Consider the following 24,373-nt stretch of genomic DNA (forward strand, 5'->3'; position numbering starts at 1 on the left):
CGGCCCCGGCATGGGCGGACCGGTCGCCGGACGCCCGCCGAGTGACGCGACGCAGCGCCTCCGCAGGCCCGAGGGCCCGACCGGCGCGCGCGACCGCGTCACGGGAGCGCACAACCGGGTCTCCGCCGCCCACGACCGCGTCGACGGCGGCGACACCGTCGACGTCAGTCCCAAGAAGGAATCCGAGAGCCGCCTCTCTCAGCCGCACAAGCGCCAGTACCTGTCGCTGTGGATCGAGCTGCCGCTGCTGCTCGTCGTCGCGTTCTCGGCCGCGGTCCTGCTGCGCACGTTCGCCGTGCAGCCCTTCTACATCCCCTCGGGATCGATGGAGCAGACCCTCCAGGAGGGCGACAAGGTCCTCGTCCTCAAGCTCACCACCACCCTGCGCACGCCCCAGCGCGGCGAGGTCGTGGTCTTCCGCGGCACCGACTCCTGGGACCCCGAGTACCGGCCCGCGGGCGGTTCCGACTCGGTCCTGTCCGACGTCACCACCGGCGTCCTCGACCTCATCGGCCTGGCCGAGCCCGACGAGAAGGACTTCATCAAGCGCGTCATCGCCGTCGGCGGCGACACCGTCATGTGCTGCGACGCCGACGGGAACGTCGTCGTCAACGGCGTCTCCCTCCACGAGGACGAGTACGTCTACGACAACGCGCCCGTCGAGCCCGAGCCCGGCACCTGCCATTCGCGCCGGTTCGACCAGGTGACCGTCCCCGAGGGCGAGGTGTGGGTGATGGGGGACCACCGCGGCAACTCGAAGGACTCGCGCTGCCAGGGCCCGGTCCCGGTCGAGAACATCATCGGCCGCGCCATCGCCCTCGTGTGGCCCACCGACCGCGCCACCGAACTGGAGATCCCCGACTCCTTCGACGTGCTCGACGGGACCTCCGGTTCCGAAGGGAGCCAATCGGCCTCGGGCACCGCGGGCGACGGCCTCCCGGCGTCGTGGGGCACCGCCTGGGATTCACCGCCTTCGTTGCCCGCCACCGGGACCACCGCCCCTGCCGCCAGAGCGCGAGCGCGTAGACTCGCACCGTGATCGAAGAAGGGCAGGCGCCCGGCGCCGACGGCGAGGGCGCCGAGGAGACCTCCGACAAGCAGCAGCCCAAGAAGAAGGGGTCGTTCTGGAAGGAACTCCCCATACTCCTGGGCGTCGCCATCCTGGTGGCGATCGTGGTGCGGACCTGGGTCGTCCAGACCTACTACATCCCCTCCGGCTCGATGGAGAACACCCTCCAGATCAACGACCGGGTGCTCGTCAACAAGCTCGTCTACGACTTCTCCGATCCCGAGCGCGGCGAGATCATCGTCTTCACCGCGCCGGAGTCGTGGCGGTCGGTCATGGAGGAGGACGAGTTCATCAAGCGGGTCATCGCCGTCGGCGGCGACCACGTCGTCTGCTGCGACGACCAGGGGCGCATCACCGTCAACGGGGTCCCGCTCGACGAGGACGACTACCTGTACACGAACCCGCTCACGGGCGAGCAGGACAAGCCCTCGCAGGACCCGTTCGACGTGGTCGTCCCGGAGGGCCGCCTGTGGGTCATGGGCGACCACCGCTCGGCCTCGGGCGACTCGCGCGAGCGGTTCATCCGCACCGGCGGGAACGTCGACGCCTCCACGATCGAGGTCGACGCCGTGATCGGCAAGGCGTTCGTCCTGTTCTGGCCCTTCGGCGACTTCACCTGGTTCTCCATCCCGGCGACCTTCGACGACGTCCCGGAGCCCTCCTGACCGTGCTCCGCCCGACCCCTTCCCGCATGAAGCGCGACGGCGACCTGTACGCGCTGGAGGCGGCGCTCGTGCGGCGGGGCCTCGGCCCGGTCGCCGGCGCCGACGAGGCCGGGCGCGGTGCCTGCGCGGGACCCCTGGTGGTCGCGGCGGTGATCCTGCCGCCGAGCGCGAGGCTCGACGAGCTGAACGACTCGAAGCTCCTCACCGAGGCCGCGCGCGAGCGCGTCTACGAGCGGCTGCGCCGCTCCCGCGCCCTGGTCTCGGTCGTGAGCTACGGGCCGCGGGAGATCGACCGGCGCGGGATCTCGGTGTGCAACCTCGAAGGGATGCGCGTCGCCGTCGCGCGCCTGAGCGAGCGGCCCGGCTACGCGCTCACCGACGGCTTCGCGGTCCCGGGCCTGCCCGGGAGCCTCGGCGTCGTCAAGGGCGACCGCACGGCCGCGTGCGTGGCCGCGGCGGGCGTCGTCGCCAAGGTGACCCGGGACCGGATCATGGCCGAGCTCGACGGACGCCACCCCGAATACGGATTCGGCGTCCACAAGGGATACGGCACGGCGGCGCACGAGGCGGCCCTGCGCCGCTGGGGGCCGTGCGAGGAGCACCGGCTCTCGTACGCCAACGTCGCCGCGAACGCCGTACCCGCAGCCGCGTGAACCGCGTTTACCGGGTCCTTCCGGCGTGAATCCCGGACCCGCGAGGCAAGCCGCGTCCGTGGCGGGGCATGAGCGCACTATCGTGGAACCGTCGCATGAGAAGGAGGAGCGTTGAGCGCCGAGGACCTCGAGAAGTACGAGACCGACATGGAACTGCAGTTGTACCGGGAGTACCGGGACATCGTGCGGCAGTTCACCTACGTCGTCGAGACCGAGCGGCGGTTCTACCTGGCCAACGCGGTGGAGGTCCACGTGCGGGGAGCCGAGGCCGAGACCTACTTCGAGGTCGAGATGAGCGACGCGTGGGTCTGGGACATGTACCGCCCGGCCCGCTTCGTCAAGCACGTCCGCGTCCTGACGTTCAAGGACGTCAACGTCGAAGAGCTCGACAAGCCGGACATGACCCTGCCGTAGCGCCGGGCCCGCACGAGCACGGGGTGGTCCGCCCGACCCGCCGGTACCATTGGACCGGTGTCCACACTCCGTGATGTGATCAGCGCGCACACCGACCTGACGTCGAACTCCGCGGCCCACCTCCAGCGGCTCGTCGCCGAATGGCAGCTCCTCGCCGATCTCTCCTTCGCCGACTTCCTCCTCTGGGGGGCCGTCAAGGACCACCCGGGCCGGTACGTGTGCCTCGCCCAGGTCCGGCCCACGACCGGCCCCACCGCCTACGAGGAGGACCAGGTCGGCCGCATCCTCGAAGGCGGGGACGCGAAGCACCTGGCCGTCGCCTACACGGAGGGCCGGATCTTCCGCGAGGGCGACCCGGTCTGGCGCGGCGACGTCGCCGCCCGCCACGAGGCCATCCCGGTGCGCCGCCGCGACCGCAGCCAGGTCATCGCCGTCGCCGCCCGCGACACGAACCTCTCGGACACCCGCAGCCCCTCCCACCTGGAGCTCAACTACCTCAAGACCGCCGACTACCTGGTGCAGATGCTCACCGACGGCGGCTTCCCGCCCCCGCTCCTGCCCGGCGAGCCGACCACCGCGCCGCGCATCGGCGACGGCCTGGTCCGCATCGGCGCCGACGGCCTCGTCCGCTACGCCTCCCCGAACGCCCTGTCGGCCTACCGCCGCATGGGCGTCACCGGCCACCTGCGGGACCGCGACCTCGCCGAGCTCACCCGCAGCCTCCCCTCCAGCCCCGACGTCGGTGCCGACGCCGCGCGCCGCATCGCCGACGCGCTCGCCGGAGGCACCCCGCGCCGCAAGGAGATCGAGGCCAAGGGCGCCACGGTCCTCATGCGCGCGCTGCCGCTGCGCCCCGGCGGGAAGGCCGCCGGCGCCCTGGTGCTCGTCCGCGACATCACCGAGGTCCGCCGCCTCGACCGCGAGCTGGTCACCAAGGACGCCACGATCCGCGAGATCCACCACCGCGTCAAGAACAACCTCCAGACCGTCGCCGCCCTCCTGCGCCTCCAGGCCCGCCGCGTCGGGTCCCCGCAGGCGCGCCTGTCCCTCGAAGAGTCGGTGCGCCGCGTCGCCTCGATCGCGCTCGTCCACGAGACGCTCTCGCAGTCCTCGGACGAGTCGGTCGGCTTCGACCAGATCGTCGACCGCGTCGCCTCCATGGCCGTCGAGGTCTCGGTGGCCGAATCGAAGGTCACCCTGCGCCGCGAGGGCACCTTCGGGGTCCTGCCCAGCGAGTACGCGACCCCGCTGGTCATGGTCGTCAACGAGCTCATCCAGAACGCCGTCGAGCACGCCTACCCGCCCGGCCAGGACGGCGAGGTGGTCATCGGCGTCGAGCGCGACGGCGACCACTTCCGCGTCACCGTCTCCGACCACGGCAAGGGCCTCCCCGAGGGCTTCCGCATCGCCGACTCGACGCGCCTGGGCCTCCAGATCGTCCACACCCTCGTCACCGGCGAGCTGCGCGGCACGATCGACATGCGCCCCCGCGCCGAAGGCGGCACGGAGGCCGTCGTCGACTTCGCGCTTCAGTAGCGAACGTCCGCGTGACGTAACACTCGTCCCAAGCTCTGGTACGGCCGGACCCCGCCACCGCGAGGTCCGGCCGTACGCGTGTCACGTTCATGTGACCTGCTGTCCATGGTGCGGGACGATCGATGCGCCTGTCGGGAACGTGTGTCATGCTTGCTGGCATGTCTCGCGCACACGGGTTCCGACTGGTGGCACGCCGCCACGTCGACCTTTGCCGTGTGTACAGCGCCATGTGTCTCATGTGCGCTTAATTCGCATCCGGCTGTTCAGCCGTCGAATCCACGCCACACCTGTGTCCGCGATGAGGAGTACCGTGCCAACGCCAACGCGCAAACCGTCCCGCCCCAAAGGCCAGGGCCAATGGGCCATGGGCCACCGGGAGCCGCTCAACAAGAACGAGCAGTCCAAAAAGGACGACAACCCGCTGAACGTGCGGCAGCGCATCGAGGGCATCTACGCCCACCGCGGCTTCGACTCGATCGACCCGGCCGACCTGCGCGGGCGTTTCCGCTGGTGGGGCCTGTACACCCAGCGCAAGCCCGGCATCGCCGGCGGCAAGACCGGCATCCTCGAAGAGGAGGAGCTGGACGACAAGTACTTCATGATGCGCGTGCGCATGGACGGCGGCCAGCTCAGCCTCGCGCAGCTGCGGACCGTCGCCGGGATCTCCAAGGAGTTCGCCCGCGACACCGCCGACGTGACCGACCGCGAGAACGTCCAGTACCACTGGATCCGCGTCGAGGACGTCCCCGAGATCTGGCGCCGCCTCGAAGCGGTCGGCCTCGACACGCAGGAGGCCTGCGGCGACTGCCCGCGCGTCATCCTCGGCTCGCCCGTGGCGGGCGTCGCCGTCGACGAGGTCATCGACGCGACCCCGCAGATCCAGGAGATCTACGACCGGTTCATCGGCGACCGCAGCCTGTCGAACCTGCCGCGCAAGTTCAAGTCGACGATCGGCTGGCTGCCCGACAGCCCGTACGAGACCAACGACATCTCGCTCATCGGCGCGCACCACCCCGAGCTCGGCCCCGGCTTCGACCTGTACGTCGGCGGCGGCCTCTCCACCAACCCGATGTTCGCGCAGCGCCTGGGCACCTGGATCTCCCAGGACGACATCGTCGAGGTGTGGGTCAACGTGGTCCGCATCTTCCGCGACTGGGGCTACCGGCGCCTGCGCACCCGCGCCCGCCTGAAGTTCCTCGTCAAGGACTGGGGCGCCGAGAAGTTCCGCGAGGTCCTCGAATCGGACGCGTACCTCGGCCGCAAGCTCCCCGACCTGGAGCAGCCGCCGGTCCCCGAGAAGCTCCTCGACCACATCGGCGTCCACAAGCAGAACGACGGCAACTACTTCATCGGCGTCGCCCCCGTCGCCGGCCGCGTCTCGGGCACCGTGCTCGACCAGCTCGCCGACATCGCCGAGAAGTACGGCTCCGACCGCATCCGCGCCACCCCGCTCCAGAAGCTCCTGCTCCTGGACATCCCCGGCGACCGGGTCGACGAGGCCGTCGAGGACCTGCGCGCGATCGGCCTGGAGGCCCACCCGTCCCCGTGGCGCCGCGCCACCATGGCCTGCACCGGCATCCAGTTCTGCAAGCTCGCGATCGTCGACACCAAGGACCGCGCCCGCGACCTCGTCGCCGAACTGGAGAAGCGCGTCCCCGAGCTCGACACGCCCGTGTCGATCCACGTCAACGGCTGCCCGAACGCCTGCGCGCGCACCCAGACCGCCGACATCGGCCTCAAGGGCCAGCTCGTCGTCAAGGACGGCGAGCAGGTCGAGGGCTTCCAGGTCCACCTCGGCGGCGGCCACGCCTCCGCGGCGAGCCTGGGCCGCAAGTCCCGCGGCCTCAAGGTCGCCTCCGAGGACCTCGGCGACTACGTCGAGCGCGTCACCCGCCGCTACCTCGCGGGCCGGACCGAGGGCGAGACCTTCGCCCAGTGGGTCCACCGCGCCGAGGAAGCGGAATTGCAGTGAGCGCCCGCGTCGTCCCCTACTACTGCCCCTACTGCGGCGAGGAAGACCTCAGACCGTACGAAGCGGACCCTGACAGCGACGTCGAGATCCGCGGCGGATGGCACTGCGCGGACTGCACCCGCGTCTTCGCCGTCAAATACCACGGGATGGCGGCCGCGCAGATCATCGCGCCGCCGCCGTCCACAGCCGGCCCAGGGCCGGAGTGAAACACCCCCGATCGGAGTGAAGCAGCATGAGCAGCAACGGGATAGAAAGAGACCCATTCGAACTCCGTGACCTCGCCACCGAGGCGGGGAAGCGCCTGGAAGACGCCACGGCCCACCAGATCATCGAGTGGGCGGTCGGCGAGTTCGGCGAGCGCTTCTGCGTGACCTCGTCGATGGCCGACGCCGCGGTGGTGCACCTCGCCAGCGAGGTCGCCCCCGGCATCGACGTGGTCTTCCTCGACACGGGACTCCACTTCCCGGAGACCCTGGAGGTCCGCGACTTCGTCGCCTCCACGATGAACGTCAACGTGCGCTCGATCCAGCCCGACCAGAGCGTGCTGTCCCAGGACGCCGAGTTCGGCCCCCGGCTGTTCAACCGCGCCCCTGACGAGTGCTGCTCGCTCCGCAAGGTCCTGCCGCTCAACCAGGCCCTGGCCGACTACGACGGCTGGGCCACCGGCCTGCGCCGCGACGAGGGCCCGACCCGCGCCAACACGCGCGTCGTCGACTTCGACCTGGCACGCCGCAAGGTCAAGGTCTCCCCGATCGCCAAGTGGACCGAGGCCGACCAGGAGGCGTACATCGAGCGGTACAACATCCCGGTGAACCCGCTGCTCAAGGACGGATTCCGCTCCATCGGCTGCTGGCCGTGCACCCGCCGGACCGAGCCGGGCGAGGACCCGCGCGCGGGCCGCTGGGCCGCGTTCGACAAGACCGAGTGCGGACTGCATGTCTGACCGACCGGCGCCCGGACCCGGTGCACTCGCACCGGGCACCGGCGCCGCCCCGGGGCCCGAGGCGCGGCCGATCGTCCTGGTCGCCCACGGCAGCCCCGACCNNNTCCGCGCCATCGCGCGGGCGGCCGGGGCGGACGTGGGGTTCCTGGAGTTCAACGAGCCGCACCCGGTCGAGGTCCTGCGCGGCATCGCCGACACCGGTACCAGTGCGGCCGTGGCGCTCCCGCTCCTGCTGACCGACGCGTACCACTCCCGCACCGACCTCCCCGCCGTCGCCAAGCACGCCGAGGAGTCCCGCCCGGGACTCGCGGTCGCCGTGGCGCGCCCGGTGGGGGACCTGTCGCTCGCGAAGGCCCTCGTCCGCGACCTGCCGTACGGCATCGACGGCCTCGTGGTGTGCGCCGCGGGCACCCGCGTCGACGACGGCCGCGCCCATGTCGCGGCCGTCGCGGAAGAGGCCGGCCGCCTGCTCGGCGTCCCCGCCGGCCCCGGCTTCGCCTCCGGCCCCGGCCCGAAAGCCGGCGAGACCGTCGAACGGTTGAAAGCCGAAGGCGCCCAGCGCATCGCGGCCGTCTGCTACTTCATCGCCCCGGGCATCCTGTGCGACACCGCGATCGAGTCCGCCCTCGAGGCGGGCGTCGTCCACACGGGTGAACCTCTGGGCGCCGCACCGGAACTGCTCGACCTCATCGCGAAACGCGCGGCCGAGGCGTAGTTCGGTCGACCGCTTGGTTGTGGTCCAGGAGGTCGCGGGTTCAAGTCCCGCTATTCGCCGAACGGGCGCCGCTCGCCGAATCCCACGGCCCGCCTGCTCGGGCCGCACAGGATCAGCGCCAGCATCACGATCGCGAGCGCCCAGGCGGCGACCCCGATGACCGGGTGCGCGGCCTCGCGCAGGTAGTAGCCGATCGGCAGCCACAGGAGCGCCTGGAACACCGCCTGCGCGACGATGTCGCGGCTCTGGAGCAGCCGCCGGCCGATGAACCAGTAGTAGAGCGCCCCCAGCCACGCCAGGAGGGCGATGCCGACCGCGCCGCTCGCGGTGTCGACGTCGCCGGTGGCGATCTGCACCAGGGCCCAGGCCCCGGCGGCCACGAGTCCCGTTGCGAGGAGCCAGAACACACCGGCGGCGGCGGTCAGGGTCCACGGGCGTGCGCCGTCACCGCGACTTTCGGTGACCGCGCCCATGTCGGCGTCGGTTTCGTTCACACGCCAACCGTATCCCGGGCTACTCTGCGGCTATGCGCGACCTGAAAGCAGCGCCACAGCGCGGCCTGCTCATCGTGAACCCGAAGGCCTCCACCGGCTCGCGCCGACGCACGCGGTGGGTCGCCAAGAAGCTCGACCGCGTCCTGGACCTCACGGTCGAGAAGACCGGCGACCGGGGACACGGCGAGGACCTCGCGCGCCGCGGCGCCGACGCCGGCTACGACGTGGTCCTGAGCCTCGGCGGCGACGGCACGGTCAACGAGGTCGTCAACGGCCTCGTCGCGGGCGGGCGCCCCGCCGAGGAGGCGCCGGTGTTCGCGCCGATCCCGGCCGGGTCGACGAACGTGTTCGCCCGCGCCCTGGGCCTGCCGTGGGACCGCCGCCGCGCCTCGATGGCGATCGTCGCCGCCCTGTCGGACGCGCCGCGCACCCGCACCGTCAGCCTCGGGCGCGCGCAGGGCGAGGGGGTCGACCGGCTGTTCACCTTCTGCGCCGGACTCGGCTGGGACGCGTCGATCATCAAGAAGGTCGAGTCGTACCGCAAGAAGCGCAATCTCGGCGCGCACTACGCCCGCGCCGTCATGGCGGAACTGAACGAGCATGGCGTGGAAGGGGATTCGATCGAGGTGTCGCTGTCCTCCGGGGAAGAGGTCCTCTCGACCGGGATGGTCGTCGTGCAGAACTGCGCACCGTGGACCTATCTCGGCGCCCTTCCGGTGAATCTCAACGCGCGGGCGTCCTTTAATGCTGGACTTGATGTCCTGATTCTGCGTAAACTTGGTCTGTCGGACGCCGCGCGGACCGCCGCTTCACTGCTGGTGGGACGTGACGGACCCGACGGCAAACACGCGGTGACGCATCACGATCTCTCCAGGATCACGCTGCGCGCGTCGCTTCCGCAGGCCTTCCAGCTCGACGGGGACTATCTCGGAGAGCGCACCGAACTCGAACTCAGCTCGGTGCCGAAGGCGTTGCGGGTGGCCTGCTAACAACTTGGGAAAACCTCTAGGTGGGTGTTGACAAGTCGCCCGTGAGCAGGCAAGGTTGATTTCGCCATCCCTACCGGGACGGCGCGAGACTTACAACCGAATATCGTCTTTTCGGTGCGTTATAGACCGGGCGTCGTGGGTACTTCTGCCCTGGCGGACTTCTCGTAAGGTGTGTCTGCCAACCTTGAGTACCAGTGTGTCAAACCGGTTCGACTCGCTGTCACCGACCCCCTCCTTTACGAAGCCTGATGGCCCGACAACGGCATCGGCTCGCGCGGAGGGAACGTGTGGCGGGCGTCGCCCGAGGGCCCGCGGTAGGGGTCCCGGCGATGCCGCGGAACGAATTCCCCGAGTCTTCTTCGAGGTAGCACGGTGAGTTCACTCACTCAATGCTGAATTCCGGAGTCGAACCCTTGACAAATCACGACCTTGTGAAAGTATTCACAAGGGCCCGGGTCACGGTGCGGACTTGTCGCAGATCCGCTCGCGGAGCTGTACGTTTGCAGTCGCCATTCGGGCGGCCGACGCCGTTAGCGGGTGTGCCTCCCCGGCCCAGTGCGTTCAGCAACGGTGCTGGCGCTGCGCGAGGACACTCCACGCTCACGGTGACAACGATTCCCTTTGCAGGGAGACGAGATCCGTCCTGAGTGCCCGTATGCGCCATCCGTGGGGTGCGCCGCCGCAGTGATTTCCAGCGGCGGAACACGGAAACGGCGCGCGAGCGGAGCGCGACCTGAACGCCCGGAGCGCGGCCCAGCGGCCGCGACGCCCGAACGCAAGAAACCCATAACACCGTGAAAGCAAGATGCTTGATGCTTAGCAAGGAGATGTTTTGATGGATTGGCGCCACGAGGCCATCTGCCGCGACGAGGACCCCGAGCTGTTCTTCCCGATCGGGGACACCGGTCCGGCACTGGTACAGATCGAGCAGGCCAAGAACGTCTGCCGGCGCTGCCCCGTGACCGAGGAGTGCCTGCGGTGGGCGCTCGAGAGCGGTCAGGACGCGGGCGTGTGGGGCGGCATGAGCGAGATCGAGCGCCGCGAGGTGAAGCGTCGCTCCGGTGCGCTGCGCACGCTCGCCACCCAGGTCGTCGGCTAGAACCGCGCAATCCCTTGATGTAGCCCATCCCTCGAATTTGCGACAACAGAAGCTTGGAAGGCCCGGCATGCCCGCCGGGCCTTCAAGCTTGTCCAGCGGCATTCACGATCATGCCCGAGGGGTACGACAATTCCGGGCTCTGGGAAGGGCCCCCGGTTTCTAGACTGCCCGAGGGGTACGACATTTTTCGGCCGTGCGGGTCAGTGGATCTGGTGGCGCTCGGTGTCGGCGTCGGCTTCCGTCGCGGGGCGGCGCTGGCGGATGCGGATCGTGGTGAGGGCGCCCTCGACTTCGGAGTCGACCTCGTCGGTGAGGGCCTTGAGGACCTGCCACTGGTAGGACCCGGCGTCGGGGAGCGGCTCGCCCTTGGGGCGGCTCAGCACGATCTGGAGGGCCTCCTCGCCGACTTCGAGGCGGCAGTGGAGGGGCTCGTCCCCGGGCTTGCGGCGGAACGGCCGCGGGCGGCCGGGCTCGGGCGGGATCAGGAGCGCCACGGCCGCGTTCACCGCCGCGCGCAGGTCCTCGATCTCGTCCAGCGAGAATCCGAGGCGGGTCGCCACCGCCGCGGTCGCGGTCGGCAGGACCGAGAGGTAGTCGCCCGAAGTGGGGACGTCGAGCAGCAGCACGTCGTCGCGCTCATCGCTCACCGGCATTACCGCTTCCCGTAACCCTGCGCGGGGGCCCAAGGACGTGGACCCCCCTCGCTGCAAAGGATAATCCGACCGCGGCCCGGGCGCGGAACACCCCGGGCGAATTCCCACCCCGGGGGACGCCCGGCATGAGAAAGCGCCCGGTCCCGCGGCTGGGGACAGGGCGCTCCTCGCGTCGTGAAAGCGCTAGGCCTTCTTGGTCTCCCAGAAGATCCCGGCGATCTCGTCGATCTTCGCCAGCAGCTCCTCGGCGACCTTCGGGTCGGCCGAGCCCTTGGACCCCGAAGCCCCCGCGAGCTTCGTCGCCTCGTTGACGAGGGTGTGCAGCTGCGGGTACTTCTCGAAGTGCGGCGGCTTGAAGTAGTCCGTCCACAGCACCCACAGGTGCTCCTTGACCAGGTTCGAGCGCTGCTCCTTGATGATCAGGGCGCGGGTGCGGAACTCAGGGTCCTCGTTGGCCTGGTACTTCTCGCAGATGGCCTTGACCGACTCCGCTTCGATGCGCGCCTGGGCCGGGTCGTATACCCCGCACGGCAGGTCGCAGTGAGCGGAAGCCGAGACCTGCGGCAGCAGCCGCTTGAACAGAGGCTTGAACATGGCCCCCTCCAGCTTCCTTCAGTGGGTTGTGATTCCACCGCCGACCCTACCTCTCCAACCGCCCGATTCGGCCCGGCCCCTAGAGTTGGGAGACCGACACCGTTCCTCACCGAACGCCCTGTCGGCCAGTGAAATAAACCGAGACGGAGGTCAGTCCCGATGCTCGCCGCTTACGCCCGCAACGTGAACCCCGAGGACCCGTTCGACGCCCTCTCGGTGGGTGAGATCGAACCGCCGCCCGTCCCGCAGGACTGGACCCGCGTCGAACTCGTCGCGGCCTCGGTCAACCACCACGACCTCTGGTCCCTCGCCGGGGTGGGCCTCCGCGCCGAGCAGACCCCGATGATCCTCGGGACCGACGCCGTCGGGCGCACCGCCGAAGGCGACGAGGTCGTCGTCTACCCGGTCATCGCCGACGCCTCGCTCGCCGACGAGACCCTCGACCCCAAGCGCACGCTCCTGTCCGAGCACCACCCCGGCACGCTCGCCGAGTACGTCTCGGTCCCCGCGCGCAACCTGGTGCCCGTGCCGAAGGGCTGGACCGCCGTCGAGGCCGCGTGCCTGCCGACCGCGTACCTCACCGCCTGGCGGATGCTCACCAGCCGCGGCCGCCTCGGCGCCGACGGCGCCGCCCACGACAGCGCCGTGCTCGTGCAGGGGACCGGCGGCGGCGTCGCCACCGCCGCGATCGTCCTCGCCACGGCACTGGGCGCCCGCGTGTACGCCACCGGACGCACCCCCGAGCGCCGCGAGCGGGCCGCCGAGCTCGGCGCCGTCCCGATCGAGGCCGGCGGTCGCCTGCCCGAGCGCGTCGACGTCGTCGTCGACTCCGTGGGCGCGCCGGTCATGGCCCACTCGATCAAGTCCCTCAAACCCGGCGGGCGCCTCGTCAACTGCGGCGTCACCGGCGGGCCGATCGCCGAGGTCGACATGCGGCACGTCTTCTTCAAGCAGCTGGAGATCGTCGGCTCGACCATGGGCACCCTCACCGAGCTGCGCGAACTCCTGCTGTTCTGCGCCGAGAGCGGCCTCAAGCCCGTCGTCGACTCCGTCCACGCCCTCCCCGACGCCGAGCGGGCCCTGCGCCGCCTGGCCTCGGGCGACGCGTTCGGGAAGGTCGTCGTCACCGCCTCCTAACGCGCGGCCGACAGCGTCGTAAGTACGACAGTGGGCCGGTTTCTGGCGGGTTCGCCCTCCGGCCGGCCCCGCCTGCCCTCACCCTGTAATGGATGTCACTCACGGGCCGGTTCCGGCCCCGGCATCGAACGCCGAGCGCCTTGACCACACGGGCGCCGAGGGCAGGGGAGAAGCGGCCATGTCGGTAATGGGTCGGGTCAAGGGCGGGATCAAGTCCGCCGCGGGAAGCACCTGGACGGTGACCAAGAAGCTCCTGGTCAGAGTCGCGATCGCGGCGGCCATCATGGCCGTGGCCATCGTCCTCGCCAGGAACGGGGAGAGCGCCGCCTCCGAGGCGGCGGGCGTCTCGGGCACCGAGGCCCGCCCGATCGCGGCCCAGCACGCGATCCTCTCGGAGGGCTGGACCCACGAGCAGGACCTGTCGTGCACGTACGCGGTGAAGGCCACGTTCGGCGTCTCGGTCTTCACCGAGACCGACATGGGGGCGCGGCGGCTGCTGCGCCTGCACAACAAGACCGAGGTGCACGGGGCGTGCGAGCCGACCCAGGGCGGCAGGACGATCGGCTGCGCGGGCCTGCGCTGGGAGACCGAGTGGATCCGCGTCCAGTCGGGCGACACCGTCGGCTACAGCCCGGCCTCGTGCCTCGTCAAGGAGGGGGTTCTATGACGGCACCGGTGAAGACGGCAGTGCCGGAGTGAGCGGCACCCGCTGGAGCACGCGGGAACCGCTCTAGGAGACGAACGACGCGGGGCGCGACAGGCATGTCGCGCCCCGCCTCCGTGCGTTATTTCAGGCCGACGCCGGCGACGCCCTTGACGATCTGCTTCTGGAAGACCAGGAACACGATCAGCAGCGGCAGCGCGCCGAGGATCGCCGCGGCCATGTTCTGGGCGTACAGCAGGCCGTAGCCGCCGGTGACGACGCCCAGGCCCACCGGGAGGGTCATCATCGACGGGTCGGTCGCCACCAGCAGCGGCCACAGGAAGTTGTTCCACGAGCCGATGAACGTGAAGATCCCGACCGCGGCCAGGATCGGCCCCGACAGCGGCAGGATGACGCTCCACAGCACCCGCAGGTGCCCGGCGCCGTCGATCTTCGCGGCCTCCTCGTAGTCGCGGGGGACCGCGTCGAAGAACCGCTTGAGGATGAACACCATGACCGGCGGGACCGTCTGCGGCAGCGCCAGGCCCCAGTACGTGTTCGACAGGTTCAGGGCGTTCACGATGTCGAACAGCGGCACGATGAGCGCCTCGCCCGGGACCATGAGCCCGGCGATGATCACCGCGAACACGATCTTCTTGCCCGGGAAGTCGAACCGCGAGAACCCGTAGGCCGCGAGCACGCACAGCGTCAGCGTCAGAACCGTGACGATCGAGGACACCACCGTCGAGTTGACCATCCACACCAGGTGGTCGCCGCGCTCGAACAGGGTCCGGTAGCCCTCCAGGGACCAGTCCCGCGGGATCCAGTGGATGTCCTGGCCGAGGCTCGCCTCGGTCTCGGTCTTCAGCGAGGTCGACAGCGCCCACAGCAGGGGCAGCAGCCACACCACCGCCAGCGCGATGGCGGCGGTGTACACGATGACGGCGCCGGCCGTGGGGCGCTTCCGCCTGCGGCGCACGGGAGCTGCCGCGGGCGCCTCGGGCTTGTCGAGGACTGCGGTCATGTCAGGCCTCCTTCCGGGAGAACAGCCGGAACTGGACGATCGAGACGATCATGATGAGCACGAACAGCACATAGGACAGCGCCGACGCGTAGCCGATCCGATAGCCCTCGAACCCGGCGATGTAGATGTAGTGGATGGCGACCTCGGTGGCGCGGTTCGGGCCGCCGCTGGTCATGAGGTACATCTGGTCGAAGATCCGCAGCGAGGCGATGAGCTGGAGGACGATCACCAGCGCGGTGGTGCGCTTGAGCAGCGGGAGCGTGATGCTCCACAGCTGGCGCCACCAGTTGGCGCCGTCGATCGCGGACGCCTCGTAGACGTCCTGCGGGATCGTCTGGAGCGCGGCGAGATACAGCAGGAAGTTGAATCCGATGGTCCACCAGACGGTGGTGATGACGACCGCCCACATGGCGCGGTGCTCGTCCTGGAGCCAGATGGTCGGGGCGTCGGGGCTCTGGACGCCGAGCACCTCCAGGTAGTGGTTGAGGATGCCGCCGTCGGGCTGGTAGATCCACGTCCAGATGATGGTGACCACCGAGACGGGGATGACGTACGGCGCGAAGATCGCCAGGCGCAGGAACCAGCCGGCCCGGCGGGCCCGGTTGACCATGAGCGCGAAGACGATCGACAGGACCACCAGCGGCGGCGTCGAGTAGAGCGTGAAGACGGCGGTGTTGCCGAGGGCGTTCCAGGCGCGCTCGTCGCCGAGCGCCTCGGCCCAGTTGTCGAGGCCGATCCAGCTCGGGGTGCGGCCGGTGAGGCTCTTGTCGGTGAACGAGTAGTAGAGGCCGAGGAACGTCGGCCAGATGAGGAAGAGGGCGTAGGCCGCGAAGAACGGCAGGACGAACCACAGTCCGGTCCAGGACCGGCGCCGCGGCGCCGGGACCCTCGGGGGCCGCTCGGCGGCGGCCGGCGCCGCTGCGGGCGCTTCGGTGTGCACAGTCATGTCAGGTCCTATGAATCGTTTCAGTCGACCGGATTGGGGAGCGAGACGAGGTCCTGGATGCGCTCCTTGAGGAGCGCGAGCGCCTCCTCGGGGTTCAGCGCCAGCGCGTAGACCTGCTGGAACACGGTGCCGGCCTCGTCGAAGAGGCGGGCGCCCGAGCCGGAGAACCACACCTCGGGGTCGAGCTGGACGTTGTCGACCACGCCGGAGTACTCGGCGTTCGGCTCCAGCGCCTGGTACTCGGCGCTCTCGGTGACCGGGAGGTACGCCGGGGTGTGCCCGGCCCCGGCGCCCCACTGGAGGCTGTTCTTGAGCATGTACGCGACGTACTCGATCGTGGCCCGCCTGACCTCGGGGTCCCAGCTGTTGTGGTGGGGGAGGATGAACGAGTGGGAGTCGCCCTGGGTGCGGCGGTTGCCGAAGAAGTCGGGCATCTCGGTCATGGAGAAGTCGAGGCCCTGGGCCTCGCTGAAGGCCCGGAAGCGGGTGATCTCCCAGTTGCCGACCTGGACGAACCCGGCGGCGCCGTTCTCGAAGTTGGCGGCGCACTGGGCGCCGTCGGCGAAGGTCGGGCACAGGCCCTCTTCCGCCATGCGGTACATGACCTCGATGGACTGGAGCGCCTTGGCGTCGTCCATCTCGTAGTCGCCGTCGCCGAAGGCCATCTCGCCGTCGGCCTGGCGGTACCAGGCCCAGAACTGGCGCCAGCCGCCGAAGGTGTCGAGCGAGGTGCCGTACTGGCCGGTGACCTCCTTGGCGGCGCGCAGGACGTCGAAGTAGTCCTCGACGCCGGTGGTCTCCAGGAGGGTCCCGTCCGGGTTGAGGGCGCCGATCTCGGCGCACACGGAGCGGTTGTAGTAGTTGACGAGGGCGTGGGTGTCGAGCGGGATCGCGTACAGCTCGCCGTCGACGAAGCACTTGTCCCACAGCTCCGCGGGGAACGCGTCGGGGTCGAGCCCGGCGTCCTCGATCTCCTTGAGGTCGAAGGGGTCGAGGAGGGTCGCGGGGGAGAGGCTCTTGATGCGGGAGACGTGGGCGGTGGCGACGTCGGCGCCGTTGCCGCCGGAGGCGCCCATGACGATGCGGGTGTAGAACGGGGTGCCCCAGCCGAGGGTGGTGGCCTGGAGGTCGACGTCGGGGTGCTCGGCCTCGAACTGGCCGTGCATCTCGGTCATGATCGCGCCGTCGGCCCCTGCGAGGAGGTTCCACTGCTTGACGACGGTCTTGTCGCTCAGGGAGACGGCGAGCGAGCCGCATCCGGTGAGCCCGAGCCCGGCGGCCGCCGCCGAGCCCGCGAGGAGCGTCCGCCTGGTGAGGGGGCCAGGGGGTGGGGGATGGTTCGGCATCTATGCATCACTCCAATGTGATCTTTGTATGGTCGGCCGGTGGAAGGGCGAGCCGTGATGCCATTGTTATCGTTCTCATCGATGGAGTCAAGGGTATGTATATATAGAAACCGGTACCTCTTTGCAACGTTGTGAACGCCGGTGCCGGCCCCGGGACCCCCGGACACGCCGAAGGGGGAGGCCGTTTCCGGCCTCCCCCTTCGGGTTCGTCTTACTGCGGCTGCGGGACCGCGACGTCGATGAGCGCCTGCTGCTCGACCTCGTGGACCTTCGGCGAGCCGGTGGACGGCGCGGCCGCGGCCGGGCGGGAGATCCGGCGCAGGTGGACCCCGCCGAGCTGCTCCAGCAGGTTGAGCGCGATGAACGACCAGGCGCCCTGGTTCGCCGGCTCCTCCTGGACCCAGGCGGTCTCGACGGCGTTCGGGAACGCGCCGAGGGCGGCCTTGAGCTCCTCGGCCGGCAGCGGGTAGAGCTGCTCGACGCGGAGGATCGCGGTGTCGGTGACGCCGCGGGCGGTCCGGGCGGCGGCCAGGTCGTAGTAGACCTTGCCGGAGCACAGGAGGACGCGCTTGACGTTCTCGGGGCGGATCTCGCCGGAGGCGAGCGCCGGGTCGTGCAGGACCGGCTGGAAGCGGCCCGTGGTGAACTCGTCGAGCTGGCTGACGGCGGCCTTGTGGCGCAGCAGCGACTTCGGCGTGAAGACCACGAGGGGCTTCTTGACCGGGTCGAGGCCCTGGCGGCGCAGCAGGTGGAAGTAGTTCGCCGGGCTCGTGGAGTTGACCACGCGCATGTTCTCGTCGGCGCACAGCTGGAGGAAGCGCTCGATGCGCCCGGAGGTGTGGTCCGGGCCGGCGCCCTCGTGGCCGTGCGGCAGCAGCAGGGTCACACCGGAGTGCTGGCCCCACTTGGCCTCGCCCGAGGAGATGAACTCGTCGATGATCGTCTGGGCGCCGTCGACGAAGTCGCCGAACTGGGCCTCCCACGCGACGAGCATGTCGGGGTTCTCCACGGAGTAGCCGTACTCGAAGCCGAGCGCGGCGTACTCGCTGAGCAGCGAGTCGTACACGAAGAACTTGCCGGTGTGCTCGCCCAGGTGGGCCAGGGGCGTGTACTCGCCGCCGGTCTCCTGGTCGATCGCGACCGAGTGGCGCTGCACGAAGGTGCCGCGGCGCGAGTCCTGCCCGGCGAGGCGGACGGCCTTGCCCTGCATGAGGAGCGAGCCGAACGCGAGGATCTCGCCGAACGCCCAGTCGACGTTCCCGGAGGTGGACATCTCGCTGCGCTTCTCCAGCACCCGGCGGATCGCCTTGTGCGGGACGAACCCTTCGGGGAGCGTGGTGTGGGCCTTGCCGATCATCGCGATCGTCTCGGCGTCGACGGAGGTGTCGATGTCGGCGACCGGCTCGGGCTGGTGGCGCCACGGCAGCGGGCCGGTCTGCCCGGCCAGGGCCTCCTTGGTCTCGCGGAAGATCCGCTCCAGCTGCGACTGGTAGTCCGCCAGCGACTCCTCGGCGTCCTCCATGGTGATGTCGCCGCGGCCGATGAGCGCCCGGGTGTACAGCTTGCGGACCGACTGCTTGGCGTCGATGACCTGGTACATCTCGGGGTTGGTCATCTTCGGGTCGTCGCCCTCGTTGTGCCCGCGGCGGCGGTAGCAGACCATGTCGATGACGACGTCCTTGCGGAACTGCTGCCGGTAGGCGAACGCGAGCTTGGCGACCTCGGTGACGGCCTCGGGGTCGTCCCCGTTGACGTGGAAGATCGGCGCCTGGATCATGCGGGCGACGTCGGTGCAGTACAGCGACGAGCGCGAGTGCGCGGGCGCCGTGGTGAAGCCGACCTGGTTGTTGACGACCGCGTGGACGGTGCCGCCGGTGCGGTAGCCGCGCAGCTGCGACAGGTTCAGGGTCTCGGCGACCACGCCCTGGCCCGCGAACGCCGCGTCGCCGTGGATGGCGACCGGCAGGACCGTGAAGCCCTCCTCGCCGAGGTTGAGGCGGTCCTGCTTGGCGCGGACGATGCCTTCGAGGACCGGGTTGACCGCTTCGAGGTGGGACGGGTTGGCGGCCACGGAGACCGTGATCTCGTTCCGCCCGTTCGGCGAGGTGAACTTGCCGGTCAGGCCCAGGTGGTACTTGACGTCGCCGGAGCCGCCGATGCTCTTGGGGTCGATGTGCCCCTCGAACTCGGTGAAGATCTTCGAGAGCTTCTTGCCGACGATGTTGGCGAGGACGTTCAGGCGCCCGCGGTGGGGCATGCCGATGACGACCTCGTCGAGCTCGGCGCCGGCGGCCTCGTTGAGGACCCGGTCGAGCAGCGGGATGAGCGACTCGCCGCCTTCGAGGCTGAAGCGCTTCTGGCCCACGAACTTCGTCTGGAGGAACGTCTCGAACGCCTCGGCGGCGTTCAGGCGCCCGAGGATGTGCTTCTGCTCCTCGACCTTCGGCTTCTCGAACGGCACCTCGATGCGCCGCTGGAGCCAGGCGCGCTCCTCGGGGTCCTGGATGTGCATGTACTCCACGCCGATGCGCCGGCAGTAGGAGTCGCGCAGCACGCCGAGGATGTCGCGGAGCTTCATGCGCTGCTGGCCCGCGAAGCCGCCGACGGGGAACGTCCGGTCCAGGTCCCACAGGGTGAGGCCGTGCGACAGGATGTCGAGGTCGGGGTGGCGGCGGATCTCGTAGTGCAGCGGGTTCGTGTCGGCCATGAGGTGGCCGCGGACCCGGTAGGCGTGGATGAGCTCGATGACGCGGGCGTTCTTGTCGATCTGGCCCTCGTGGGTCTTCGACACGTCGCGGACCCAGCGGACCGGCTCGTACGGGATGAGCAGCGAGCGGAAGACCTCGTCGAAGAAGCCGTCGCCCAGCAGCAGCTTGTGCAGCGTCGCCAGGAACTGCCCGGACTCGGCGCCCTGGATGATCCGGTGGTCGTACGTCGAGGTGACCGTCATGATCCGGGAGACGCCCAGGTCGGAGAGGGTCTCGTCGGAGGCCCCGGCGAACTCCGCGGGCACCTCCATGGCGCCGACGCCGACGATGAGGCCCTGGCCCTTCATCAGGCGCGGGACGGAGTGGACGGTGCCGATGCCGCCCGGGTTCGTCAGCGTGAGCGTCGCCCCGGCGTGGTCCTCCATCGTGAGCTTGCCGTTGCGGGCCTTGCGGACCAGGTCCTCGTAGGCCTGCCAGAACTCGCGGAAGTCCATCGACTCGGTGTTCTTGATCGACGGCACCACGAGCGTGCGGGAGCCGTCCGGCTTGGCGAGGTCGATCGCCAGACCCAGGTTGACGTGCTCAGGCGTGACCAGCTGCGGCTTGCCGTCGACGACCTTGTAGGACGCGTTCATGCCCGGGTGGGCCTTGACCGCCTGCACCAGCGCGTAGCCGATGAGGTGCGTGAAGGAGACCTTCCCGCCCTGGCCGCGCTTGAGGTGGTTGTTGATGACGATCCGGTTGTCGAACAGGAGCTTCGCGGGGACCGCGCGGACCGAGGTGGCCGTCGGGATCTCCAGGGACGCGTCCATGTTCTGGGCTACCTTGGCCGCGACGCCTTTGAGCGGCTTGGTACCGGGTTCGTTCACGTCTGGGGTCGCCTTCTCGGTCGAAGCTACGGGGGCCACGGCAGCGGGCGCGGGCGTCGCGGGCACGGCCGCGACGGGCTCGGCCTCGACGGGTTCGGGTGCGGCCTCGACCGGCTCCGGGGCAGGGGCCGGTGCGGCCTTCGCCTGCTCGGGCGCCGGCGCCGCGGGCTTCTCGCCGTTGAGGTGCGCGTTGGTCGGATCGCCCCCGAAGAACTCGCGCCACCCGGCGCTCACACTGTCGGGGTTTTCGCGGTATCGCTCGTACATCTCGTTGACCAGCCACTCATTGGCACCGAAATCGGTCAGCGGATTGCCCGGAGTCGCACTCGACACGACTGAATCGCCTCTTCTTTGACGCTGCGTGGACGGGGACGGCAGTCCCCGGACTCAAGGGTAACCGGGGGGAGGAGAAAGTGTAGTACCGGTAACGCCTCTGCGGGGCCGGTCACTCGGACCCGCGTGAATGTGCTGCGCAGCAGGTGGATACGGGTGGAAGTCTGGTTCGCCACACCGGCGTTTCGCGGCCCGCGCGAGCAGTGTGGAGCGGTTCGGTGACGGCTGCCGCGCGCTAGCCCGCGGCGCTGCGCTCCTTGCCGGAGAACGTCTCGGTGGGCTCCTCCAGGAGCTCCTCGGCGCCGACGACGGTGAACAGGCGCGTGATGAACCGGTTGGGGTTGACGACGGCCAGCGCGACGCCCATCTCGCGGGCGATCCGGTACGCCACCACGATGGTGCCGATGCCGGTGGAGTCGAGGACCGTCACCTTGGCGACGTCGACCCGGATGGCGGTGGCCCCGCCCGCCTCAAGGGCGTTCGTGATCGTCTCGCGGATCTGGGGGGCGGTCGCGTAGTCGACCTCTCCGGCCAGCTCGACGGTGACGACTCCGGAGTCGGTCGTGGCGGTCTCGATTGACAGCGTCATGAACTCACCTGATTCGGTAGGGTTCCCTGCCCGCGCACTCGACGTGCACGGCTGCGACACAAAGTCTATCCGACGGCCACGACGGAAAACAGCTCGCGCACGCCGGATTCCCGCAAAGCAACGCACTCTTCCGAAAAAGGTCACACGAACGTGATCCGCATCAGTGCGCGCAGTCACCTCCCGCGCCGCACCCGCCCGGACCGGCCGCGACGGCTTGGCACGCCGGGGGGTCGGGCGTATGCTTCGGAATCACTTGCGACCTGCGGGGCACCGGCCGTCACCAGTGCCGATCCCGGCCCGCACCGACCGTGAAGATGAGGCCGATGCCGCTTTCGACCAGCCAGCCGAGCGCCGAGACCGAAGCGACCCTCCTGGTCGTGGAGGACGACGAGAACATCTGCGAGCTGCTCGCCACGTCGCTGCGCTACGCCGGGTTCGCCGTCCACGCCGTCGGCTCCGGCGACGAGGCCCTCCGCTCCATCGCGCGCCACCGCCCCGACCTGGTCGTCCTCGACGTGAACCTGCCCGACTTCGACGGCTTCGAAGTGGTGCGGCGGATGCGCTCGGGCTCGGACCACACGCCCGTGCTCTTCCTCACCGCCCGCGACGACACCGCCGACACCGTCACCGGCCTGTCGGTCGGCGGCGACGACTACATCACCAAGCCGTTCGCGCTCGAAGAGGTCGTCGCCCGCATCCGCGCGGTCCTGCGCCGCTCCTCCGGCGAGCTGCCGCGGCCCTCGCGCCTCCAGTACGCCGACCTCGAACTCGACGAGGAGACCCACGAGGTGTGGCGCGCCGGCAAGGCCGTGCAGCTGTCGCCCACCGAGTTCAAGCTGCTGCGGTACTTCATGATCAACGCCGGGCGGGTCCTGTCGAAGGCGCAGATCCTCGACCACGTGTGGCGCTACGACTTCCGCGGCGACGACGGCATCGTCGAGTCCTACGTCTCCTACCTGCGGCGCAAGATCGACACCGGGGAGCCGAAGCTCATCCAGACCCTCCGGGGCATCGGCTACGTCCTGCGGGAGCAGCATCGTTGAGCACGCCGCGCGTCATGGAGGGCGCCCGCGACAAGTGGGACCGCACCCCGCTGCGGGTGCGGCTCACGGCCGCCGTGCTCGTGCTCGTGGCCGGGTCCCTCATCCTCATCAGCGTCTCCACGATCCTGGCACTGCACTCCTACTTCCTGGGCACGGTCGACGAGGAGCTGGAGAACCAGCTGCTGACCTGGAGCCCCGACGTCTTCGACCCCGAGAACTTCGAGGACGAGGAGTCGACGCCGGGCGTGCGGCCCGAGCAGTACGTCTTCTCGATCCTCTACGGCGCCGGCAACCGCCTGGACCGGCCCTCCGACCGCGCCGACTACCCGGTGTTCGACTACGACGACCTGGTCGCGGCCGACGGGGAGGCGTTCACGGCGCTGTCGGCCGACGGCACCACGCGCTGGCGGGTCCTGGGCCTGACCGGCTCGAAGGTCGGCACGAACGACCCCGACTACGACCCTGAGGACCACAACCTCCAAGGGGACGCGTACTACGTCCTGTCGTACAAGCTCGCGCACTTCGACAAGACCGTCGCCGGCCTGGTGTGGGTCGACCTGCTCATCGGCGCCGGCGTCCTCGCGGGGCTCGCGGCGATCGGCGTGGGCCTGGTGCGGGCGAGCCTGTCGCCGCTGCGGCAGATCGAGAACACCGCGGCGATGATCGCCGCCGGGAACTACTCGCGGCGCGTCCCCGAGCACGACCCGGCCACCGAGGTCGGGCGCGTGGGCCGGGCCATCAACTCGATGCTCACGAAGGTCGAAGGGGCCCTTCGGGCCCGCGAGTGGTCCGAGCAGCGCGCGCACGACTCCGAGGAGCGCATGCGCGAGTTCATCGCCGACGCCTCGCACGAGCTGCGCACGCCCCTGACGAGCGTGCGCGGGTACGCCGAGCTGGTGCGCGCGAACCCGCAGATGCCCGAGGCCGACCGGCAGCACTACATCCGCCAGATCGAGGAGGCCGCCAAGCGCATGGGCCTGCTCGTGGGCGACCTCCTGCACCTGGCCCGGCTCGGCCAGGAGCGGCCGGTCGAGACCGAGCCGGTGGACCTGGCGCCGCTCGCGCACGAGGCGGTCACCGCGCACGCGGTCATGGCCGAGGACCACGAGTTCAGCTTCACGTGCGTCCCCGGCTCGGCCACCGTGGTCGCCGCCGACCGGGCCCGGATGCGGCAGGTCCTCGACAACCTCCTGTCGAACGCGCTGCGGCACACGCCCGCGGGCACGCACGTGAACGTCGAGCTCGCCTCCGAGGACGGCACGGTGCTGCTCACCGTCGCCGACGACGGGCCCGGCATGGAGCAGGAGACCGCCGACCGGGTCTTCGAGCGGTTCTTCCGCTCCGACGCGGTCGTCCACCCCGGCTCGGGGCTCGGCCTGTCGATCGTCGCGGCCATCGTCAAGGCCCACGGCGGGACCGTCCAGGTCGCCTCGCGCCCCGGCGAGGGCACCGCGTTCACGGTGCGCCTGGCCGCCGAGCCGACCGACGACCCCGAGGACGAGGCTCCGAGCTGATTCTTGGGAACCTCTGAGGTTGCAGCCCTCGAATCGGCCGCGTGCAGGCCCGCCCGACCCGTCTGACCAGTGCGCCCGCCTCTGGACGGGACGCCGACCATTAAAGGGTTTTAAGGCGTTTTCGCAGCGGACCGAGAGCTGGGCCCGGCATGCTGCCTTACATGAGCAACACTGAGAGCACCAAGGGCCCCGAGGGGACCGAACAGCAGGGCCCCGACGGGACTCCGGACCCCCAGGCCGCGCAGGCGCCGCTTGACGCCCAGCCGATTTCTGACGACCACGACCAGCCGCTCCCCGAGCACCGCGACCCCGAGCCGAGCCTGCCTCCGGCCGCCGCCGCCCCGCAGCCGGGCTTCGACCCCGGCCAGGTCCCGGCCCCCGCGGCCCCCCAGGTCCACGCCCCGCACCCGCCGCAGCCCCACCAG

At 70.0% G+C, this 24,373-nt stretch carries 24 protein-coding genes and 1 pseudogene; 17 read left to right on the forward strand and 8 right to left on the reverse strand.

Annotation, left to right across the window (positions count from 1 at the left end; all coding sequences use genetic code 11):
- The 10 genes from lepB (DI269_RS06965) to DI269_RS29015 form a co-directional block, all read left to right on the forward strand.
- On the forward strand, positions 1-1,039 hold a 1,039-nt coding region (gene lepB / locus DI269_RS06965; RefSeq protein WP_112134379.1), incomplete at its 5' end, for a signal peptidase I.
- The gene (lepB, locus tag DI269_RS06970; RefSeq protein WP_232822658.1) at positions 1,036-1,734 is read left to right on the forward strand and encodes a signal peptidase I; all 699 of its coding nucleotides are present in this window, start codon (positions 1,036-1,038) and stop codon (positions 1,732-1,734) included. The genes lepB (DI269_RS06965) and lepB (DI269_RS06970), both read left to right, overlap by 4 nt.
- A 26-nt stretch (positions 1,735-1,760) precedes the next feature.
- On the forward strand, positions 1,761-2,387 hold the full coding sequence (locus DI269_RS06975; RefSeq protein ID WP_112134397.1) for a ribonuclease HII: 627 nt from the start codon (positions 1,761-1,763) through the stop codon (positions 2,385-2,387).
- Between the two features lie 111 nt (positions 2,388-2,498).
- Positions 2,499-2,801 carry a DUF2469 domain-containing protein gene (locus tag DI269_RS06980; protein WP_091053602.1) on the forward strand — a complete coding sequence of 101 codons (303 nt, stop codon included), beginning with the start codon at positions 2,499-2,501 and terminating at the stop codon, positions 2,799-2,801.
- A gap of 57 nt (positions 2,802-2,858) precedes the next feature.
- On the forward strand, positions 2,859-4,337 hold the full coding sequence (locus DI269_RS06985; RefSeq protein ID WP_112134380.1) for a sensor histidine kinase: 1,479 nt from the start codon (positions 2,859-2,861) through the stop codon (positions 4,335-4,337).
- Positions 4,338-4,495: 158 nt separating this feature from the next.
- On the forward strand, positions 4,496-4,585 hold the full coding sequence (locus DI269_RS29010; protein WP_408612274.1) for a putative leader peptide: 90 nt from the start codon (positions 4,496-4,498) through the stop codon (positions 4,583-4,585).
- Between the two features lie 50 nt (positions 4,586-4,635).
- The gene (locus DI269_RS06990) at positions 4,636-6,309 is read left to right on the forward strand and encodes a nitrite/sulfite reductase (RefSeq protein ID WP_112134399.1); all 1,674 of its coding nucleotides are present in this window, start codon (positions 4,636-4,638) and stop codon (positions 6,307-6,309) included.
- A complete protein-coding gene (locus tag DI269_RS06995) occupies positions 6,306-6,515 on the forward strand; it encodes a hypothetical protein (protein WP_112134381.1) in 210 nt (69 codons plus the stop codon). The genes DI269_RS06990 and DI269_RS06995 overlap by 4 nt, the downstream gene beginning before the upstream one ends.
- Before the next feature lie 26 nt (positions 6,516-6,541).
- Positions 6,542-7,252, forward strand: coding sequence for a phosphoadenylyl-sulfate reductase (locus tag DI269_RS07000; RefSeq protein ID WP_112134382.1), 711 nt, complete (start codon positions 6,542-6,544; stop codon positions 7,250-7,252).
- A gap of 136 nt (positions 7,253-7,388) precedes the next feature.
- The gene (locus DI269_RS29015) at positions 7,389-7,967 is read left to right on the forward strand and encodes a sirohydrochlorin chelatase (RefSeq protein ID WP_408612275.1); all 579 of its coding nucleotides are present in this window, start codon (positions 7,389-7,391) and stop codon (positions 7,965-7,967) included.
- 50 nt (positions 7,968-8,017) lie between these two features.
- On the opposite strand, the gene DI269_RS07015 is transcribed toward DI269_RS29015, so the two are convergent.
- The gene (locus tag DI269_RS07015; RefSeq protein WP_112134384.1) at positions 8,018-8,461 is read right to left on the reverse strand and encodes a hypothetical protein; all 444 of its coding nucleotides are present in this window, start codon (positions 8,459-8,461) and stop codon (positions 8,018-8,020) included.
- A gap of 32 nt (positions 8,462-8,493) precedes the next feature.
- Here DI269_RS07015 and DI269_RS07020 point away from each other — a divergent pair, with 32 nt between their 5' ends.
- Complete coding sequence (locus DI269_RS07020; RefSeq protein ID WP_112134385.1) at positions 8,494-9,450, forward strand: diacylglycerol/lipid kinase family protein; 957 nt, start codon at positions 8,494-8,496, stop codon at positions 9,448-9,450.
- Positions 9,451-10,285: 835 nt separating this feature from the next.
- Entirely contained in the window at positions 10,286-10,549 is a 264-nt protein-coding gene (locus DI269_RS07025) for a WhiB family transcriptional regulator (RefSeq protein WP_112134386.1), read from the forward strand.
- Positions 10,550-10,749: 200 nt separating this feature from the next.
- Here the strand turns inward: DI269_RS07025 and DI269_RS07030 are convergent, their stop codons facing one another.
- Positions 10,750-11,196, reverse strand: coding sequence for an ATP-binding protein (locus DI269_RS07030; protein WP_198667224.1), 447 nt, complete (start codon positions 11,194-11,196; stop codon positions 10,750-10,752).
- Positions 11,197-11,385: 189 nt separating this feature from the next.
- Positions 11,386-11,796, reverse strand: coding sequence for a superoxide dismutase, Ni (gene sodN, locus DI269_RS07035; protein WP_112134388.1), 411 nt, complete (start codon positions 11,794-11,796; stop codon positions 11,386-11,388).
- 159 nt (positions 11,797-11,955) lie between these two features.
- Here sodN and DI269_RS07040 point away from each other — a divergent pair, with 159 nt between their 5' ends.
- Together DI269_RS07040 and DI269_RS07045 are read left to right on the forward strand one after the other, a co-directional pair.
- Positions 11,956-12,933: a zinc-binding dehydrogenase gene (locus tag DI269_RS07040; protein ID WP_112134389.1), complete on the forward strand. Its 978-nt coding sequence runs from the start codon at positions 11,956-11,958 to the stop codon at positions 12,931-12,933.
- Between the two features lie 178 nt (positions 12,934-13,111).
- Entirely contained in the window at positions 13,112-13,600 is a 489-nt protein-coding gene (locus DI269_RS07045) for a hypothetical protein (protein ID WP_157974808.1), read from the forward strand.
- A 118-nt stretch (positions 13,601-13,718) separates the two neighbouring features.
- Here DI269_RS07045 and DI269_RS07050 read toward each other — a convergent pair whose 3' ends face one another.
- The 5 genes from DI269_RS07050 to DI269_RS07070 form a co-directional block, all read right to left on the reverse strand.
- Positions 13,719-14,600 (reverse strand): carbohydrate ABC transporter permease, encoded by an 882-nt coding sequence (locus tag DI269_RS07050; RefSeq protein ID WP_112134391.1) that lies wholly within the window; start codon positions 14,598-14,600, stop codon positions 13,719-13,721.
- Position 14,601: 1 nt separating this feature from the next.
- Positions 14,602-15,546 (reverse strand): carbohydrate ABC transporter permease, encoded by a 945-nt coding sequence (locus tag DI269_RS07055; RefSeq protein ID WP_112134392.1) that lies wholly within the window; start codon positions 15,544-15,546, stop codon positions 14,602-14,604.
- Positions 15,547-15,566: 20 nt separating this feature from the next.
- On the reverse strand, positions 15,567-16,892 hold the full coding sequence (locus DI269_RS07060; protein WP_112134393.1) for an extracellular solute-binding protein: 1,326 nt from the start codon (positions 16,890-16,892) through the stop codon (positions 15,567-15,569).
- Positions 16,893-17,103: 211 nt separating this feature from the next.
- The gene (locus DI269_RS07065; protein ID WP_232822659.1) at positions 17,104-20,802 is read right to left on the reverse strand and encodes a multifunctional oxoglutarate decarboxylase/oxoglutarate dehydrogenase thiamine pyrophosphate-binding subunit/dihydrolipoyllysine-residue succinyltransferase subunit; all 3,699 of its coding nucleotides are present in this window, start codon (positions 20,800-20,802) and stop codon (positions 17,104-17,106) included.
- Between the two features lie 235 nt (positions 20,803-21,037).
- Positions 21,038-21,391: an STAS domain-containing protein gene (locus DI269_RS07070; RefSeq protein WP_112134395.1), complete on the reverse strand. Its 354-nt coding sequence runs from the start codon at positions 21,389-21,391 to the stop codon at positions 21,038-21,040.
- A 323-nt stretch (positions 21,392-21,714) separates the two neighbouring features.
- Between DI269_RS07070 and DI269_RS07075 the strand changes: the two genes are divergently transcribed.
- From DI269_RS07075 to DI269_RS07085, 3 genes and pseudogenes are all read left to right on the forward strand, one after another.
- Entirely contained in the window at positions 21,715-22,434 is a 720-nt protein-coding gene (locus DI269_RS07075; RefSeq protein WP_106361950.1) for a response regulator transcription factor, read from the forward strand.
- Positions 22,431-23,948, forward strand: a complete 1,518-nt coding sequence (locus DI269_RS07080; RefSeq protein WP_157974809.1) for a sensor histidine kinase — start codon at positions 22,431-22,433, stop codon at positions 23,946-23,948. The genes DI269_RS07075 and DI269_RS07080 overlap by 4 nt, the downstream gene beginning before the upstream one ends.
- Before the next feature lie 161 nt (positions 23,949-24,109).
- Positions 24,110-24,373, forward strand: a pseudogene (locus DI269_RS07085) (hypothetical protein); the annotation flags it as partial.

It is taken from the genome of Glycomyces dulcitolivorans, from assembly GCF_003265355.1.
Classification (GTDB): Bacteria; Actinomycetota; Actinomycetes; order Mycobacteriales; family Micromonosporaceae; genus Glycomyces; species Glycomyces dulcitolivorans.

What these genes read in the sequence shown, in the direction of transcription:
- DI269_RS07070 (WP_112134395.1), bottom strand. Translation starts at nt 21,391, where the DNA reads ATGACGCTGTCAATCGAGACCGCCACGACCGACTCCGGAGTCGTCACC.
- DI269_RS07060 (WP_112134393.1), bottom strand. Translation starts at nt 16,892, where the DNA reads ATGCCGAACCATCCCCCACCCCCTGGCCCCCTCACCAGGCGGACGCTC.
- DI269_RS07055 (WP_112134392.1), bottom strand. Translation starts at nt 15,546, where the DNA reads ATGACTGTGCACACCGAAGCGCCCGCAGCGGCGCCGGCCGCCGCCGAG.
- DI269_RS07075 (WP_106361950.1), top strand. Translation starts at nt 21,715, where the DNA reads ATGCCGCTTTCGACCAGCCAGCCGAGCGCCGAGACCGAAGCGACCCTC.
- DI269_RS07040 (WP_112134389.1), top strand. Translation starts at nt 11,956, where the DNA reads ATGCTCGCCGCTTACGCCCGCAACGTGAACCCCGAGGACCCGTTCGAC.
- DI269_RS06990 (WP_112134399.1), top strand. Translation starts at nt 4,636, where the DNA reads ATGAGGAGTACCGTGCCAACGCCAACGCGCAAACCGTCCCGCCCCAAA.
- DI269_RS06975 (WP_112134397.1), top strand. Translation starts at nt 1,761, where the DNA reads ATGAAGCGCGACGGCGACCTGTACGCGCTGGAGGCGGCGCTCGTGCGG.
- DI269_RS07045 (WP_157974808.1), top strand. Translation starts at nt 13,112, where the DNA reads ATGTCGGTAATGGGTCGGGTCAAGGGCGGGATCAAGTCCGCCGCGGGA.
- DI269_RS07050 (WP_112134391.1), bottom strand. Translation starts at nt 14,600, where the DNA reads ATGACCGCAGTCCTCGACAAGCCCGAGGCGCCCGCGGCAGCTCCCGTG.
- DI269_RS07025 (WP_112134386.1), top strand. Translation starts at nt 10,286, where the DNA reads ATGGATTGGCGCCACGAGGCCATCTGCCGCGACGAGGACCCCGAGCTG.
- DI269_RS29010 (WP_408612274.1), top strand. Translation starts at nt 4,496, where the DNA reads ATGTCTCGCGCACACGGGTTCCGACTGGTGGCACGCCGCCACGTCGAC.
- DI269_RS07020 (WP_112134385.1), top strand. Translation starts at nt 8,494, where the DNA reads ATGCGCGACCTGAAAGCAGCGCCACAGCGCGGCCTGCTCATCGTGAAC.
- sodN (WP_112134388.1), bottom strand. Translation starts at nt 11,796, where the DNA reads ATGTTCAAGCCTCTGTTCAAGCGGCTGCTGCCGCAGGTCTCGGCTTCC.
- DI269_RS07000 (WP_112134382.1), top strand. Translation starts at nt 6,542, where the DNA reads ATGAGCAGCAACGGGATAGAAAGAGACCCATTCGAACTCCGTGACCTC.